We start from the raw sequence: 17,138 nt of genomic DNA on the forward strand, positions 1-17,138 counted from the left end.
GGGGGACGGTGAGCCAGCCGGCGCGCCCATGACGAGGTCGGGGTCGGGCAGGTCCTCCGCCAGGGCGGTGACGGCGGCTGTGAGGCGGCCGAGGTCGTCGCCGCACGCGACAGCGCGGTGGCGGAAGGCGGTTCGGGTGGTGGCGAGGGAGTGGCCGACCTCCGCGGGTGCGGCGTCCGGGTGGCGCGCCAGGTGGTCGCGCAGACGTGCCGCCTGGGCGCGCAGGGCGGCCGGGCTGGTGGCGGAGAGCGGCCACAGCACGCAGTCGGCGGCGAGGGCGGGGCCGGGTTCGGCGGCGGGTTCCGCGGGGGTGGGGCCTTCCACGACCACATGGCAGTTGGTGCCGCCGAGGCCGAAGGAGGACACCCCGGCCAACGGGGGGCGTCCGGTGCCGGGCCAGGGCGTCAGGTCTGTCTGAACGCGCAGGTTGAGCGCGTCGAGGGGGATGCGGGGGTTGGGGGTGACGTGGTGCAGCGTCGGGGGAACCTGGCGGTGGCCCGCGCTCAGCAGGACCTTGAGCAGACCGACGATGCCGGCCGCGCCTTCCAGGTGGCCGATGTTGGTCTTGACGCTGCCGACGGTGAGCGGGTCGCCGTCCGGTCGCCCCGTACCGAGGGCGGCGCCTAGGGCCGCGGCCTCGACCGGGTCGCCCACCGGCGTCCCGGTTCCGTGGAGTTCGACGTAGTGCAGGTCGGCGGGGTCGGTGCCGGCCCGCCGGTGGGCGAGGCGGAGAACGTCCTCCTGGGTCTCGCGGCGTGGCACGCCGAGCGCGTCGCCGCCGCCGTCGTTGTTGACGGCGCTGCCGCGGATGACGCCGAGGACCCGGTCCCCGTCGGCGCGGGCCAGGTCGAGCGGCTTGAGGACGAGGACGGCGCCGCCCTCTCCGCGCACGTAGCCGTCGGCGCGCTCGTCGAAGGTGTGGCAGCGGCCGGTGGGAGAGAGACCGCCCATGCGCTGCGAGGCGGCGGTGGAGCCGGGTCCGGCGATCAGGTTGACGCCGCCCACGAGCGCGGTGGTGGCCTCGTTCTTCCTGAGCAGTTCGCACGCGAGGTGCACGGCGACGAGCGAGGACGACTGCCCGGTGTCGACGGTGAGGCTGGGGCCGGTCAGCCCGAGGGTGTGGGAGAGGCGGTTGGCCAGCATCGCCCGCCGGGTCCCGGTGAACGAGTGGTGGGTGAGGGCGTCGGGGCCTCCCCCGTGGGTAAGTTCGGCGTAGTCGTCCCAGATCGCTGCGGCCAGCACGGCCGTCCGGCTGCCGCGCAGGCCCGCAGGGAGGGTGCCCGCGTTCTCCAGGGCCTCCCAGCCGAGTTCGAGGAGCAGTCGCTGCTGGGGGTCGGTGGCGGCGGCCTCACGGGGGGAGATGCCGAAGAACTCCGCGTCGAAGGTGTCGATGCGGTCGAGGTAGCCGGCGACCGCGGGGGCGCCCTCGGTTCTGCGGCCGGCGGGGAGTTCGCGTACGGCGTCGCGGCCGGTGCGGAGCAGTTCCCAGAAGGCGTCGGGGCCGTCGGCACCGGGCAGGCGGCAGGCCACGCCGATCACGGCGACGGGCGCGTCGTGCTCGTGCGGTACGGGCGGCGGCGTGGCCGTCGACGTCTCGGGGGCCGGCGCTTCGGGGGCCGATGCCCTGAGAGCCGACGTCCCTGAAGCCGATGTCCCTGGAGTGGCCCCGAGGGTCGGTGCCCCGGCCGTCGATGCCACGGGGGCCGATTCCTCGGGCGTCGCCGCCTGCGGCGCCGGTGCCCCGGCCGTCGGCTCCCCGGGCCCCGGGGCGGGTCGGTCCGCCGTGGTCCGCGGGCCGGATCCGTGCGCCGTCGACTCGTCGTTCCTCATGCCTTCAGCCCCCGCTGACCAGGTGGTTCCGTTGGTGGTGCGGCTTTCTGACGCCGTACGGCACCCTTCGGGCACCGCTCGTCATTGTGTGCGGGTACCTGCGGCACGGCCCCCGTGGTCTCCCCCGGCCACACCCCCAGACTTTTCCGGGGGTCTACGGCGCCCTCGCCCCCGAGGTGGGACGCCGCAGGCCTCCGGGGCGGTCCGGCGGCGCGTCAGACGGCCGTCCGGCCCGGGGCGGGGTGAGCGGCACCGAGCGTGCCGATGCCCCGCAGGGCCACGGCGGCAGCGGTGCCGATCGCGTGGAGGAGCTCCTCCGAGGCCGGGTCGTCCGGCAGCACGGTGAGCGCGGTGTTGACGAGCGCCCCGACGAGGGCCCCGACCGCGGCGGCCGCTTCCGCCGGGGTGATCTCGTCCGGGAAGGTGCGCCGCAGGGCGTCGGTGAGTGCGCGCTGAGCGCCGGTGATACGGCGCATGGCACCCGCCTGGAGCGCGGGTGTGGAGAGCACCAGCCGGATGCGCCGGGAGGCGAGCTCGCCGGAGAGGTCCTGTCCGGCGGCCCCGCTGTCGACCGTGTCCCGCAAGGCGCGCAGCAGCGCGTCGGCCGGTCCCTCGCCGGTTCGGCGCTCCGTCACGCGCCGTACGGCGTCATCGATCCGCACGCCGGACTCGGCGAACAGGATGTCCTCCTTGCTGGGGAAGTACGCGAAGAAGGTGCGGGTGGAGACCTCGGCCGCGGCGGCGATCTCGGCAACCGTCGTCTCGTCGTACCCCTTGGCGTACATGAGTTCCACCGCGGCGGCGATCAGCGTGGCACGTGTCCGTTGCTTCTTGCGTTCGCGCAGTCCGGGGGCGGGTACCTGCTCTCCGGAGCTCGTGGTGTGCGGCGAGGTCGCGTGCGGAGCGATGGTGGCGGGGACGTCTGTCATGCGCACATTTTATCTACAGCTGCCACCCATTCGCACGCGTTGAAAAATTACATTGAGTGCGATTTGATGGACGCATGGAACGCTTACTGGAACGGCTCGGTGCGCTCTGCGCCCGGCGCCCGTGGCGCACGATCTCCGCCTGGCTGCTGATGGCCGCGGCCCTGCTGGTCGTCGGACAGGCAGCCGGCAGCACCTTCGTCAACGATTTCCGGGTGCCGAACGCCGAGTCTCAGGAAGCCACCGACGTGGCTCGTGAGCACTTCCCCGACTACGGCGTGGTCAACGCCCAGGTCGTCTGGAAGGCGTCCGGGGGCAAACTGGAGGACCCGGCGAACACCGCGGCCGTCAAGAGGATGCTCGCGGACATCCGGGAACAGCCCGACGTGGCGGGCGTGGACGATCCCTTCCCCAGTCCCGACGGGGAAGCCGCCATGGTCAACGTGGACTACGACAAGGAGCTGGGCGAACTCGACGCCTCGCACTACGAGCGGCTGCGGGAGGCCGCCGAGCCGGCCCAGAAGGCCGGTCTCACCGTGGAGTTCCGCGGCATGGTGGTGGACCTCGGCACCGAACCGTCCACCAGCGGCGCCGAGATCATCGGCGTGGGCACGGCGCTCATCGTCCTGATCGTGGCCTTCGGCTCGGTCGTCGCCGCCGGTCTGCCGCTCGCGGTGGCGCTCATCGGCATCGTCGCCGGCACCGCGCTGGTGCTGCTGGTCGGCCTCGTGATGGACATCCCGACCTCGGCGCCGATCGTGGCGGTGATGCTCGGCCTGGGCGCGGGCATCGACTACGCCCTCTTCGTGCTCAGCCGCTTCCGGGTCGAACTGGCCCACGGGCACCCACCGGTGAAGGCCGCCGGGCATGCCACGGCGGCGGCGGGACACGCCGTGGTGTTCGCCGGCGGGACCGTCGTCGTCGCCATCCTCGGCCTGATGTTCGCCGGCATCCCCTTCGTCGGCGCCATGGGTATCGCGGGGGCCCTTACGGTGGGCGTGATGGTCGTCGCCGCGGTGACGCTGCTCCCGGCACTCCTCGGTCTGCTCGGCCACCGGGTGGACGCCCTCCCCGTGCCGCGGCTGCGTAAGCGCGGCACGCCCCGGCCCGATCCCGACGACGAGAACACCCTGACGTACCGCTGGGGCAGTCATGTGCATCGGCACCGGGTGCAGTACGCGGTGGGCTCCACCGCCGTCCTGCTGCTGCTGACGATCCCCGTGCTGAGTCTGCGCCTCGGAACGCCCGACGACGGCATCCAGCCGGCCGAACTCACCCAGCGCAAGGCGTACGACCTGGTGGCCGAGCACTACGGGCCGGGCTGGAACGCCCCGTTGGTCATCACGGTCGACGGCGCCGACGAGGCCGGACTCGGGCGGCTCAAGCAGGCGCTGGAGTCGGACAAGGAGGCGGAGATCGTCATGCCGCCCGCGCCGAGCGAGGACGGCGAGGCCGCCGTGGTGACCGTGATCCCGCGTCACGCACCGCAGGACGAGCAGGTCAGCGAGCTGGTGCACCGGATCCGCGACGACCTCGCCCCCCAGGCGCTCGGCCCGACCGGCGGCACGGCGATGGTCGGCGGCGCGACCGCCGTGGTCATCGACATGGCGGACGTGGTGGGCGAACGTCTGCCGTGGGTGATCCTCGCGGTCGTCGGCGCGGGCATGCTGCTGCTGTACGGCATGTTCCGGGCGCCGCTGATCGCGTTCAAAGCCGCGGTGATGACGCTGCTGTCGATCGGCGTGTCGTTCGGGGTCATCATCGCGATGTTCCAGTGGGGCTGGGGCCTTGACCTGCTGGGCCTGGACAAGACGGTGCCCATCATGTCGGCCGTGCCGATGCTGCTGTTCGCAGTCCTGTTCGGACTCTCCATGGACTACGAGGTGTTCCTGCTGTCCGCCGTCCGGGAGGCGTACGACCGTGACGGGAACGCGCAGCGGGCCGTGGTGCGCGGCATCGGTTCGACAGCCCGGGTGATCACCACGGCGGCCATCATCATGGCGGTGGTCTTCCTCAGCTTCGTCTCGGTACCGGAGACGCTGATCCAGATGATCGGCATCGGACTGGCGACAGCCGTGATCATGGATGCGACCGTGATCCGGATGGTGCTGGTACCGGCCGTGATGAGCCTGATGGGCGAACGGGCGTGGTGGCGGCCGGGGATGAACCGGACCGGGAAGGCGCGGCAGCAGGAGAGCGTCGAGAAGGCGGAGGAGCCGGAACCCGCGACGGCCCGCGAGAGCTGACGGGACGCCCGCCGCGACGGCGGTGACACGCGGGGAGGGGCCGAGCCCGATGGGCTCGGCCCCTCCCGACGTCACAGCGGACGCGGGTTCACACGGCGCGGATTCGCGCGGTCCGGGCTCAGCAGGTCCCGGTCCACCCGGTCCCGGTGCGCTCCGTTCCGGTTCGCTCCGTGGCCGTTCACTCGGCGACGTAGGTGCGACGCGACCACTCGAACACCCTCAGCCGCACCCCCTCCTGCTCCACGGTCTCGGCCGTCGGGAGGAAGTGCTCGTACGCATTGCCGAAGAGGACCTTCAGGTTCCCCTCGACGTCGGTCGCGTAGCGGGTGCGCTGCTCGTCCGGCAGCCAGGCCGGACCGCCGCGCAGGACGATGTTGGGCGCGGGCGCGGGCAGGACCTCGGGCTGGGCTGAACTCATACGGCATCACTCTCCGTCTCGGATGGTGGGGATGTGTGGGGGGGTGGGTCGGGGCGCGTCCGGCGGGTGCCGGCCGCGCGGCGCGTCAGCGCGGTTCCGCGCCGAACGCCGTCAGACAGGCGCTCACGGCCGCGCCGACGGCGGGCCACTGGTCCCCGAGGTAGAAGTGGCCGCCGGGGAAGGTGCGCAGCGTGAAGGGACCGGTGGTGTGATGTGACCAGGCGCGGGCGTGGTCCGCGTCGACCCGCGGGTCGGCGTCGCCGACCATCACGGTGACGGGGCAGCCCAGTTCGCGCCCGGGGACATGGCGATACGTCTCGACGGCCGTGTAGTCGGCGCGCAGGGACGGCAGGATCATCTCGCGGACCTCAGCGTCATCCAGCAGGCTCGCGGCGGTGCCGCTCAGCGCCCGCACCTCCGCGACCAGGCCGGAGTCGTCCCGCAGGTGGACGGTCTCCTCGACCAGTACGCCGGGGGCGCGGCGCCCCGAAGCGATCAGCCCGAGCGGTCCCGCCCCGGTCTCCTGCTCCAGCCGACGGGCCACTTCGTAGGCGATCACCGCGCCCATGCTGTGCCCGAAGAAGACGTACGGCTGGTCGGTCCATTCCTCCAGTTCCTTGCGGACGCCGTCCACGAGGACGGCGAGATCGGCGGGCGGGACCTCGGCCCGGCGTTCCTGGCGGCCCGGATACTGCACGCCGAGGACCTCGGCCGTGGACCCGAGCGCCCGGTGCAGCGGGTGGTAGAACGAGGCCGACCCACCGGCGTGCGGGAAGCAGATCAGACGGACTCCGGGCGGGGTGGCCGAGGCGGGGGCGAACCTGCGGATCCACAGGTCCGTGTGCGTGTCGGTGGACGGCATGGTCGGTGGTGCCTCCTGGTTGTGGTGCGCGTCGTTCGTCGTGCCTGTCGCCTTGCGTGTCGTGCGCCTTGTGCGTCGTGCGTGTCGTGCGTGGTGGCTGTCGTCGTGCGTGTCGTGCGTCGTGCGGTGCGTGTTGGTGGTTGACGTCGTGCGGTGTGCGCCCTCGCCGGTGCCCGCCGGCGTCGGCACCCGCGGGCACCGGCGAGGGCGCAGGGGGGGAGGGTCAGCCGGCCGCGGTCCCGCCGACCTCGGTTACGCCGACGGCTCCGGCGGCGGCTCCGGCCGTGAAGAGGTACACCGGGGTGCGCAGCCAGTAGCCGGAGCGCTGGAACGCGTAGGTCGGCAGGTCGGCCAGCCGGTGTGCGGCCTCGCCGCAGACCCGGTCCCAGGCGACGGCGGCACCGTGTGTGTGCAGCCGGGCGAGGGCGGCCGGCACGGCGTCCGCCGTACGGTCTCCGGTGACGGGCAGCGCGACACGGTCCCGCGCCGGCTCCGGCGACGGGGCGCCACCGAGGTCGAGGACCACGGCCCCGGCGGGTGCCGCACCGCTGCCGCCGTCCCAGGCGGCGGCCCAGTAGGCGGCCGAACCCGGTTCCACGCCCTCGGTGTCGACCGGCGGCAGTGCGGCCCCGGACGGCGGCGGTGTCAGAGCCGCGACGGCGGCCTCCAGGTGCTCGCCCGTAGCGAGGGCGAGCACGAGCCGTGCCGCCTCGGCCTCGTCCAGGGCCCCGGCTGCGACGGCCGCGGCCACCGCCCCCGGGCCCTGCCCGCCGGTGGCCACCGGTCGTACGCCCCAGGAGGACAGCTGCCGGAACAGGGCGAGCCCGAACGCGTAGGACGCGGCGTGCGCGGTCGTCGGTGCGACCGCACCGGTCCCGGGCGTCCCGGGTGCGTCGGCACCGGGCTCGGGACTGTCGGCCGCACCAGGGCTTTCGGCTCCTTCGGCCAGCAACAGGTCGAGCGGCGACTGCTCCAGCAGCGGTTCGAGCCGGGCGCAGAGCGCGTCGAGCGCGTCGGCGAACTCGGGCAGGGCGGCGTGGAGCCGGCGTGCCGCCCCCGGGGGCACGTGTGCGCCGCCGAAGGTGACGGCGACCGGCCGGTCGCCGGTGGCCGGCGTTCCGAGGACCACGGAGTCGCCCTCCTGTCCCCGTTCCACGGCGGCCAGCCCTTCGAGGAGCGCGTCCCGGTCGGCTGCGAGGACGACGGCCCGGTCGGTGAAGGCCGAGCGGCCCACCGCCTGGGTCCACGCCACGTCGGCGACGTCGGTGCCGGGCCGGGCGGTGAGGTGCGCGCGCAGCCGGGCGGCCTGCTCGCGCAGCGCTTCCGCCCCGCGCGCCGACAGCACGACCGGCGCCACGGGCAGGCCGCCCGTGCGGCTGCCCCGCGCGGCGGGCTCGGCGTCGTCGGCGGCGGGCTGTTCGAGCAGGACGTGGACCTTGGTGCCACTGGCGCCGAAGGACGACACTCCGGCGCGGCGGGGCCGGCCGGTCCCCGGCCACGGGGCGCTCTTCTGCACCAGCCGCACTCCCCCGGTCTCCCAGTCGACGTGGCTGCTCGGCTCGTCCGAGTGCAGGGACCGGGGCAGGCTGCCGTGCGTCAGGGACAGCACCGTCTTGATAACGCCGATGACGCCGGAGGCGGCCTGCGGGTGGCCGATGTTGGACTTGACCGTGCCGAGCCAGAGCGGCTGCGCCGGGTCGCGGTCCTGTCCGTAGACCGCCATGAGGGCCTGCGCCTCGATCGGGTCGCCGAGGGCGGTCCCGGTGCCGTGTCCTTCGACCACGTCCACATCGGCGGGCCTGAGCCCCGCGTTGGCGAGGGCCTGCCGGATGACCCGCTGCTGGGAGGGGCCGTTGGGCGCGCCCATGCCGTTGCCGGTGCCGTTGTGGTTGACGGCGCTGCCCCGGATCACGGCCAGCACGCGGTGGCCCCGGGCCCGGGCGGTCGACAGGCGCTCGACCAGCAGCATGCCGGCGCCTTCGCCCCAGCCGGTGCCGTCGGCGCCTTCGGCGTACGACTTGCAACGTCCGTCGCTCGCCGCGCCGATGCCCATGCCCGGCGAGACGGCCGGGTTGGCGAGCACGGACGCCCCGCCCGCGAGCGCCTGTTCGCACTCGCCGCTGCGTACCGACTGGCAGGCGAGGTGCAGGGCGAGCGCGGAGGAGGAGCAGCCGGTGTCGAGGGTGAGCACCGGCCCTTCGAGGCCGAGCGCGTAGGCGATCCGTCCGGCGGCGAGCGCCGGGGAGATGCCGCCGCTCAGATACGGCCGGGTCGCCTCGGGGACCTCCTGCATGCCCGTCCAGTAGCCCTGCGAGAAGGTGCCCAGGAAGACGCCGACGGGCGCACCGCGCAGGGAGCCCGGCGCGGTGCCGGACCGCTCCAGGGCCTCCCAGGCCAGTTCCAGCAGCAGCCGGTGCTGCGGGTCCATGGCGAGGGCCTCGTCGTCGCCGATGCCGAAGAACGACGCATCGAACCGGGACGCCTCCCGCAGGAAGCCGCCCTGTCGCACGTACTGCATGCCGGGTACGTCGATCCCTGCCGTGACCAGGGCCTCGACGTCCCAGCCCCGGTCGTCGGGAAGCCCGCCGACCGCTTCGCGCTCCTCCACGACCAGCTGCCACAGGTCCTCGGGCGTGTCGACGCCGCCGGGCAGCCGGCAGCCCATGCCGACGACGACCACCGGGTCGCTCGCGTCGGCTTCCGACCCGGAACCGGGGACGGGCGCGGCGACGCCGGGCCCGCCGTCGGTGCCGGCGGTCTCGTCACCGAGGAGTGTGCCGCGCAGGTGAGCTGCCAGGTCGCGGGGCGTGGGGTGGTCGAAGACCACCGTGGCGGGGAGGGTGACCCCCGTCGCCGCCCCGAGCCGGTTGCGCAGTTCGACGGAGGTGAGCGAGTCGAACCCCAGCTCGCGGAAGGGGCGTTCGGCGTCCAGGACGTCGGGCGACGCGTGGCCGAGGACGGCGGCGGCGTGCGTGCGCACCAGGTCGACCAGCGCCCGTTCGCGTTCCGCCCGGGGCAGTGCGGCCAGGTCGCGCGCCGCGGGGAGCCCGCCCCCGGTGTCGTCGGCGGCGGGTTCGTTGCGCGCGGACCGCAGCAGACGCCGTACGTCCTCCAACTCCCGCAGGAACGGACGCGTCCGGCTTTCCGCACCGTGGGCCGCGCCGGCGGCGATGCGGTCCCATTCGATCAGTGCGAGCGCCACCACGGTCTCGTCGTGGTCGAGGACGTGCTGGAGGGCGCGCAGCGCGGTGTGAGGCTCGATCTCCGAGCCGCCGCGGCGGCGGAGCTGCGCCTCGGCGGTGCCGGAGGCGATGCCGCCGCCGGACCAGTGCCCCCAGGCGACGGAGGTGGCGGGCAGGCCCTGCGAGCGCCGGGCGCGGGCCAGCGCGTCCAGGTAGGCGTTGCCGGGTGCGTAGTTGCCCTGCCCGGTCACGCCGAAGGTGCCGGCGAAAGACGAGAAGAGGACGAACGCCGTCAGCTCGGCGTCGCGGGTCAGCTCGTCGAGGTGGTGCGCACCCCGTGCCTTGACGTGCAGGACACGGTCCAGCTGGGCGGGCGTCAGGGCGTCGACGATCGCGTCGTCCAGCACGGCGGCCGTGTGCACGACCGCCCGCAGGGGCAGGTCGTCGGGCACGCTGTCGAGCACGCGGGCGAGGGCGTCGCGGTCGGCGACGTCGCAGGCGACGAGGGTGACCCTGGCGCCCAGGCCGGTGAGTTCGCGCTCCAGTTCGGCGGCGCCGGGTGCGTCCGGTCCACGCCCGCTGAGCAGCAGGAGATGCGGCGCGCCCTGGGCGGCGAAGTAGCGGGCGACGTGCCCGCCGAGCGCGCCGGTGCCTCCGGTGATGAGCACGGTGCCCTCGGGCCGCCAGGCACGAGGCTCCCGGCCGTCGCCCCAGGGCGCCCGGACCAGCCGGTGGGCGAGGACCCCCGACCGGCGGACCGCGACCTGGTCCTCGTCGTCGGTCCCGCCCAGTACGGCGGCGAGCCGGGCGAGCACCCGTGCGTCCGGGTGTTCGGGCAGGTCGACGAGTCCGCCCCAGCGGTGCGGGTTCTCCTCGGCCACGACCCGGCCGAGCCCCCAGACCTGGGCCTGGGAGGGGCTGGTGAGCGGATCGGACGGGGCGGTGGAGACCGCGCCGCGGGTCGCGCACCACAGGGGCGCGTCGATCCCGGCGTCGCCGAGCGCCTGCACCAGGGTGAGGGTTCCGGCCAGCCCGGCGGGGGTCGAGGGGAGGCCGGGCAGCGGGTCCTCGGCGAGCGCCAGCAGCGACAGCACTCCGACGACGTCCGTGACCCCCGCCCGGGCCGCGGAGAGCAGCGCCGCGTGCTCCGCGCGCTCGGCGCCCGGGTGGAGGGCGACGCGGAGCGTGTCGGCCCCGGCGTCGCGCACGGCCGTCTCGACGGTGTCGGCCCAGACGCCCGCGGGGTCCGAGGGCGATGCGGGGACGACGAGCAGCCAGGTGCCCGAGAGCACGGCCTCCGACGTGGCGACGGGCCGCCAGGCGGTCTTGTAGCGCCAGGAGTCGATCACGGACTCCTCACGGCTGCGCCGCCGCCAGGACGCGAGGGCGGGGAGGAGGGCGCTCAGACCGTCGCCGTCGAGGTCGAGCCCGAGGGAGGTGGAGATCGAGGCGGCGTCCTCCCGTTCGACGGCCTCCCAGAACCCGGCCTCGGCCGCGTCGACGGCCTCGGCTTCGGGAGCGTCGGACTCTGCCGCTTCCAGCCAGTAGCGGGTTCCCCTGAAGGGGTAGGTGGGCAGCTCGGCGGGTTCCGCACCGCCGAGGAGCGGCGTCCAGTCGATGGGCAGTCCGGCGACGAAGGCCTCGGCGAGCGACGTGACGAAGCGGTGCGCTCCACCGTCGTCGCGCCGGAGGGAACCGACGGCTCCGGTGGCGCCGGAGTCCTGGATTCCCACGGCGAGGACGGGGTGAGCGCTGCACTCCACGAAGGCGGACAGCCCATCGGCTATCAGCGCCCGCGTCGTCGCCTCGAACTCGACGGTCTGCCGCAGATTCCGCACCCAGTACGCGGCATCGAGCCGCTCGGTGTCCAGCAGACCACCGGTCACCGTCGAATAGAACGGCACCGTCGCCGAACGCGGAACGACCGGGGCAAGAACGTCGAGGAGTTCCTCACGGATCGACTCCACGTGCGAGGAATGCGACGCGTAGTCGACCGCGATACGCCGAACCCGCACCTCCTCACCCTCCAGAGCCACCAGCAACTCGTCCAGCGCAGCCGGCTCACCCGAAACGACCGTGGAGGAAGGCCCGTTGACGGCGGCGACCGCCAAGCGGTCACCGAAGCCCGCAACTCTCTCCCGTACCGTCTCGGCGGGCAGCGCGACCGACGCCATACCCCCACGCCCCGCCAGACGCTCACCGATCACCCGACTACGCTCAGCAACGATCCGGGCACCGTCCTCCAGGGAGAGCGCACCGGCGACGACGGCCGCAGCAATCTCACCCTGCGAATGACCCACCACCGCAGCCGGCACCACCCCGAACGACTCCCACAACCGGGCCAGCGACACCATCACCGCCCACGACACGGGCTGCACCACATCCACCCGGCCCAGACCACCCGCCAACTCCACCCGCAGATCCCACCCCACGAACGGCGCAAGAGCCGCAGCACACGCCCGCAACGACGCATCGAACACCGGGAAAGCATCAGCGAGTTCCAACCCCATACGCGACCACTGCGCACCCTGCCCCGGAAACACGAACACCGCCTTCCCCGGACCGTTCGGCGTGCCTGTGACGACCGCCGCGTGCGGCTCACCCGCAGCGACCGAAGCCAGACCCGACAACAGAGCCGACCGATCGGCCCCCACCACCACCGCGCGCTGGTCGAGGAAGGTTCGGTGGGAGGCGAGCGTGGCAGCGGTAGCGGCCGTCGTGAGTTCCGGGCGGCGCTCCACGTGGGCCCGCAGCCGGTCGGCCACGGTACGGAGCTGCTGCGGGTCCGGCGCCGAGACGATCCACGGCAGCACGGAGGACGGGGGGCCCGCCGGGTGTTCGGGATCCGGCAGGCTCGGGGCCTGTTCGAGGATCACATGGGCGTTGGTGCCGCTGACGCCGAAGGAGGAGACGGCGGCACGCCGGGACTCCCCCGTCTCCGGCCACGGCTCGGCCTCGGTGAGCAGGGAGACGGCTCCGGACTCCCAGTCGACGTGTGTGGACGGCCGGTCGACGTGCAGGGTTTTCGGCAGGGTGCCGTTGCGCATCGCCATGACCATCTTGATCACGCCGGCCACACCGGACGCGGCCTGCGCGTGGCCGATGTTGGACTTGATCGAGCCGAGGCGCAGCGGTCGTTCCGTGCTCCGGCGGCGGCCGTAGGTGGCGAGGAGGGCCTGCGCCTCGATGGGGTCGCCGAGCGTGGTGCCCGTGCCGTGCGCCTCGACAGCGTCCACCTGATCGACGGTCAGGCGTGCGTTGTCGAGGGCCTGGCGGATGACACGCTGCTGCGAGGGCCCGTTGGGGGCGGTGAGCCCGTTGGACGCACCGTCCTGGTTCACGGCCGAACCCCGCACCACCGCCAGCACGCGGTGCCCGTTGCGGACGGCGTCCGAGAGACGCTCGACGAGAAGAACACCGACACCCTCGGCCCAGCCGGTGCCGTCGGCGGCGTCGGCGAACGCCTTGCAGCGCCCGTCGGGCGAGAGTCCCCCCTGTCGGCTGAACTCGGCGAAGACTCCTGGGTCGGACATGACGGTGACGCCGCCGGAGAGGGCCATGGTGCACTCGCCCTGCCGCAGGGCCTGCACGGCGAGGTGCAGGGCGACCAGCGACGACGAGCACGCGGTGTCGACGGTCACGGCCGGGCCTTCGAGACCGAAGGCGTAGGCCACCCGGCCGGATACCACGCTGGTGGCGAGGCCGGTCAGGGTGTAGCCCTGGACCTCCTCCGGTGCGTCCTTGAGACCGGCGCCGTAGCCGGGGGTTCCCGAGCCGATGAAGACGCCGGTCCGGCTGCCCTTGAGCGTGTCGGCGTCGATGCCGGCGCGCTCCACGGCCTCCCAGGCCGTCTCCAGCAGCAGCCGCTGCTGGGGGTCCATCGCGAGCGCCTCGCGGGGTGAGATGTGGAAGAACTCGGCGTCGAACTCCCCCGCGCTGTGCACGAATCCGCCCTCGCGGACATAGCTGGTGCCGCCTCGGGACGCGTCCGGGTCGAAGAGGGCGTCGAGGTCCCAGCCGCGGTCCGCCGGAAAGGCCGACATGGCGTCGGCCTCGTCGGCGACGAGGTTCCACAGGTCCTCGGGGCTCCGTACGCCTCCCGGGTAGCGGCAGGCCATGCCCACGATGGCGACGGGCTCGCTCTGAGTGGCCGTCAGTTCCTTGTTGCGGCGGCGCAGTTCTTCCGCCTCTGTCAGCGACGCCCGAAGTGCTGCGACGAGTTTGTCGGTCGATGTGGTCATGCCAGCTCCGTCTCGGTGTCGCGTCATGCTTCGTTCTTGTGCAGCGCCATGTCGACGAGCGCGTCGACGTCCATGTCCGCGATGGAGGCGGCATCGTGTTCTGCCGTCTCCGGTCCTTCCGTCTCGTCCTCGAAGCCGGTCAGGCGGCGCAGGAGGCTCAGAACACCCGCGTCGCGCAGCGCGGAGAGCGGTACGTCCGCCAGTGCGCGGCGGAAGTCTGCCTCGGCCCGGTCGCCGCCCGGGGACGCGCCCCCGTCGCCCGGGGCGAGCTGTTCCAGCAGGTGCTCGGTGAGCGCAGCCGGTGTGGGGTGGTCGAACACGGAGGTCGGGGAGAGGCGCACTCCCGTGACCGCGCCCAGCCGATTGCGCAGTTCGACGCCGGTCAGGGAGTCGAAGCCCGCTTCCCGGAAGGGGCGTTCGGTCTCGACACGGCCGGTCTCCCCGAGCCCGAGTACCGCGGCCGCCTGCTGCCGCACCAGGTCGAGGACGATCCGGTGCTGTTCGGCGCCGGAGGCGGCTTCGATCCGGCGGCGCAGCGCGTCGGCGCCCGAGGCGTTCACGACACCGGCGGTGCGGCGGCCCGACGTCCGGACCAGCCCGCGGAACAGACCGGGCACCTCCTCGACCGTGGCGCGCGCCCGCAGGGTCGCGAGGTCCAGGCCCACCGGTATGAGGAGGGCCTCGTCGGTGGCGAGTGCCGCGTCGAACAGGGCGAGGCCTTCCTCCGAGGTGAGCGCGCGGACCCCGGACCGGTCGGTGCGAGCGCGGTCGCCGCTCCCGAGGTGGCCGGTCATGCCACTGGCCTCTTCCCAGAGTCCCCAGGCCAGGGACTGCCCGGGCAGACCGCGGGCGCGCCGGCGTTCGGCAAGCCCGTCCAGGAACGCGTTGGCCGCCGCGTAGTTGCCCTGGCCGGCGCCGCCGAGGATGCCTCCGACGGAGGAGTAGAGGACGAAGGCGGCCAGGTCCGTTCCCGCGGTGAGCTCGTCGAGGTTGACGGCGGCGTCGACCTTGGGCCGCAGCACCCGCTCGACCTGCTCGGGAGTGAGCGAGGTCAGCACCGCGTCGTCGACGACGCCCGCCGTGTGGATCACGGCGGTGAGGGGGTGTTCGGCGGGGATCGCCGCGAGGGTCTGCGCGAGCTGATCCCGGTCAGCGGCATCACACGCCACCACCGTCACCACCGCACCACTCTTCTCCAGCTCCACCACCAGCTCGGCCACACCCTCGGCCGCACCACCCCGACGCGAAGCCAGCACCAGACGACGCACCCCGTGCACCGACACCAGATGCCGGGCCACCAGAGCACCCAACGTGCCCGTACCACCCGTCACCAACACCGTGCCCCCGGCACCCAGCACCCGCGGCACCGACAGCACCACCTTGCCCACATGCCGCGCCTGACTCACATACCGGAACGCCTCCCGCGCACGACGCACATCCCACGACACCACCGGCAACGGCTCCAGCACACCCCCCTCCAGCAGACCCACCACCCCGGCCAGCCACCCACCGATCCGCTCCGCACCCGCCTCGATCAGATCGAAGGCCCGGTACTCCACACCTTGGTAGCCGGAGCGCACGGTGTCGGCGTCGCGGAGGTCCGTCTTGCCCATCTCGATGAACCGGCCGCCCCGGGGCAGCAGATCGAGCGAGGCGTCCACGTACTCACCCGACAGGGCGTTGAGGATGACGTCCATGCCCCGGCCGTCGGTCGCGGCGAGGAACCGCTCACGGAACTCCAGCGACCTGGACGACGCGATGTGCGCCTCGTCCAGACCCAGCTCCCGCAGCGCACCCCACTTCCCCTCACTCGCCGTCGCGAACACCTCCGCACCCAGATGACGCGCCACCTGCACCGCCGCCATCCCCACACCACCAGCACCCGCGTGCACCAGCACCGCGTCACCCGCCCGCACACCCGCAAGCTCCACCAACCCCATCCACGCCGTCAGGAAGGCGACCGGGGTGGCTGCGGCGGTCTCGTACGACCAACCCTCGGGCAGCCGGGCGAGGAACCGGTGGTCGGTGCGGGCGACGGGTCCGATGGAGTCGGGCAGGAGCCCGAACACGCGGTCGCCGGGGAGCAGGTCCGGCACGCCGGGACCGGTCTCGACGACGACGCCGGCGGCCTCGTTGCCGATCGCGGGCGCGTCCCCACCACCGGGGTACATGCCGAGGGCGATGAGGATGTCGCGGAAGTTGAGGCCTGCGGCGCGGACCGCGACCCGCACCTCGCCGGGGCGCAGGGGCTCGTCCGCGGGGTCGGGCAGCGGCGCCAGCACCAGGTCTTCCAGGGTGCCCGTGCCGCCGCGCACCGCGAGCCGCCAGTTGGGGGCGCCCGAGGGCACGGGCAGCGTGTCGACGGAGACAGCGCGGGCCAGTCGAGGGCCGAACAACTGGCCCTCGGCGCTACGGAGTTGGTTTTCGCCGGTTGCCACCGCGCTCGCCACCTCGGCCACGTCGTACGGGTCCTGGTCGGTCTCCAGCAGGAAGAACCTCCCCGGGTTCTCGGTCTGCGCGGTCCTGAGCAGACCCCACACCGCCGTGTGGGCGAGGGCTCCGGCCCGGGTGACGACAGCGAGAGGGGTCGTGTCGTACCGGGTGTCGCCGAGGAGTCGTTGCAGCAGGACCAGGGTGTCGCCGACCGCCCGCCGCACGTCGGCGGCGGGATCCACGTACGTCACGAGGAGTTCGGGTATTCCGCGGGCGGCGACGTCGTCGAGTTCGGATGCCGCGCCGAGGACGACGGCGGCCGGCGCGGGGCCCTCAGCGGCGGCGAGCGGCGCCCAGTCGATGCGGTAGAGCGAGTCGTGGCCGGCGGACGACGCGCGCAGGGCCTCCGCGGAGACGGGGCGCAGCGTCAGCGCCTTCACGGACACCACCGGCTCCCCCGCCGCGTCCGCGACGAGCAGCGACACGGAGTCGCCCCCGACCGGGGTGAGACGTACGCGGACGACGGACGCGTCGGAGGCGTGCAGTTCGACCCCGCCGAAGGAGAAGGGAAGCAGGGTGACGCCCTTGTGGGCGTCGACGAGTCCGCCGAGGCCGATGGGGTGCAGGGCGGCGTCCAGCAGCGCGGGGTGCACACCAAAACCGGCGGCGTCCACCCCGTCGGGCAGAGCCACCTCCGCGAAGACCTCCCCGGCACTCCGCCAGGCGGCCCGCAGACCCCGGAAGACCGGCCCGTACGCCGAACCGGCATCGGCCAGCTCGTCGTAGAAGGAGGTGAGCTCGACCGGCTCCGCGTCGGCGGGCGGCCAGACCGCCAGGTCGTCCGGTTCGGCGCCGACGGGTTCGGTCAGGAGTCCGGTTGCGTGGAGGGTCCAGGTGTCGCCGTCGTCGGGACGCGAGTGCACGGCGACGGGCCGGCCACCCGTGGTGTCCGGTCCCTCGACCACGACCTGGAGCCGCACACCGCCCCGCTCCGGGAGAA

At 73.6% G+C, this 17,138-nt stretch carries 7 protein-coding genes; 1 reads left to right on the top strand and 6 read right to left on the bottom strand.

Translation table 11 applies throughout. The annotated features are described in order from the left end of the window. On the bottom strand, positions 1-1,539 hold a 1,539-nt coding region (locus SZN_RS27400; RefSeq protein ID WP_007501210.1), incomplete at its 3' end, for a beta-ketoacyl synthase N-terminal-like domain-containing protein. 506 nt (positions 1,540-2,045) lie between these two features. Continuing rightward, a complete protein-coding gene (locus SZN_RS27405; protein WP_007501211.1) occupies positions 2,046-2,759 on the bottom strand; it encodes a TetR family transcriptional regulator in 714 nt (237 codons plus the stop codon). A gap of 74 nt (positions 2,760-2,833) precedes the next feature. On the opposite strand from SZN_RS27405, the gene SZN_RS27410 reads away from it, so the two are divergent. Continuing rightward, positions 2,834-5,002: an MMPL family transporter gene (locus SZN_RS27410; protein ID WP_007501214.1), complete on the top strand. Its 2,169-nt coding sequence runs from the start codon at positions 2,834-2,836 to the stop codon at positions 5,000-5,002. Positions 5,003-5,180: 178 nt separating this feature from the next. Here the strand turns inward: SZN_RS27410 and SZN_RS27415 are convergent, their stop codons facing one another. From SZN_RS27415 to SZN_RS27430, 4 genes are all read right to left on the bottom strand, one after another. Continuing rightward, positions 5,181-5,420 (bottom strand): DUF5988 family protein, encoded by a 240-nt coding sequence (locus SZN_RS27415; RefSeq protein ID WP_007501216.1) that lies wholly within the window; start codon positions 5,418-5,420, stop codon positions 5,181-5,183. 85 nt (positions 5,421-5,505) lie between these two features. Next, positions 5,506-6,282, bottom strand: a complete 777-nt coding sequence (locus SZN_RS27420) for a thioesterase II family protein (protein WP_007501218.1) — start codon at positions 6,280-6,282, stop codon at positions 5,506-5,508. Between the two features lie 223 nt (positions 6,283-6,505). Beyond that, the gene (locus tag SZN_RS27425; RefSeq protein ID WP_425274479.1) at positions 6,506-13,660 is read right to left on the bottom strand and encodes a type I polyketide synthase; all 7,155 of its coding nucleotides are present in this window, start codon (positions 13,658-13,660) and stop codon (positions 6,506-6,508) included. A gap of 68 nt (positions 13,661-13,728) precedes the next feature. Then, positions 13,729-17,138 (bottom strand): SDR family NAD(P)-dependent oxidoreductase (locus SZN_RS27430; protein WP_007501223.1); only part of this gene is annotated, 3,410 nt, incomplete at its 5' end.

It is taken from the genome of Streptomyces zinciresistens K42, from assembly GCF_000225525.1.
GTDB lineage: Bacteria > Actinomycetota > Actinomycetes > Streptomycetales > Streptomycetaceae > Streptomyces > Streptomyces zinciresistens.

Bases quoted from the DNA above. Each gene is read 5' to 3' on its own strand.
- SZN_RS27405 (WP_007501211.1), bottom strand. From the start codon at position 2,759: ATGACAGACGTCCCCGCCACCATCGCTCCGCACGCGACCTCGCCGCAC.
- SZN_RS27410 (WP_007501214.1), top strand. From the start codon at position 2,834: ATGGAACGCTTACTGGAACGGCTCGGTGCGCTCTGCGCCCGGCGCCCG.
- SZN_RS27415 (WP_007501216.1), bottom strand. From the start codon at position 5,420: ATGAGTTCAGCCCAGCCCGAGGTCCTGCCCGCGCCCGCGCCCAACATC.
- SZN_RS27420 (WP_007501218.1), bottom strand. From the start codon at position 6,282: ATGCCGTCCACCGACACGCACACGGACCTGTGGATCCGCAGGTTCGCC.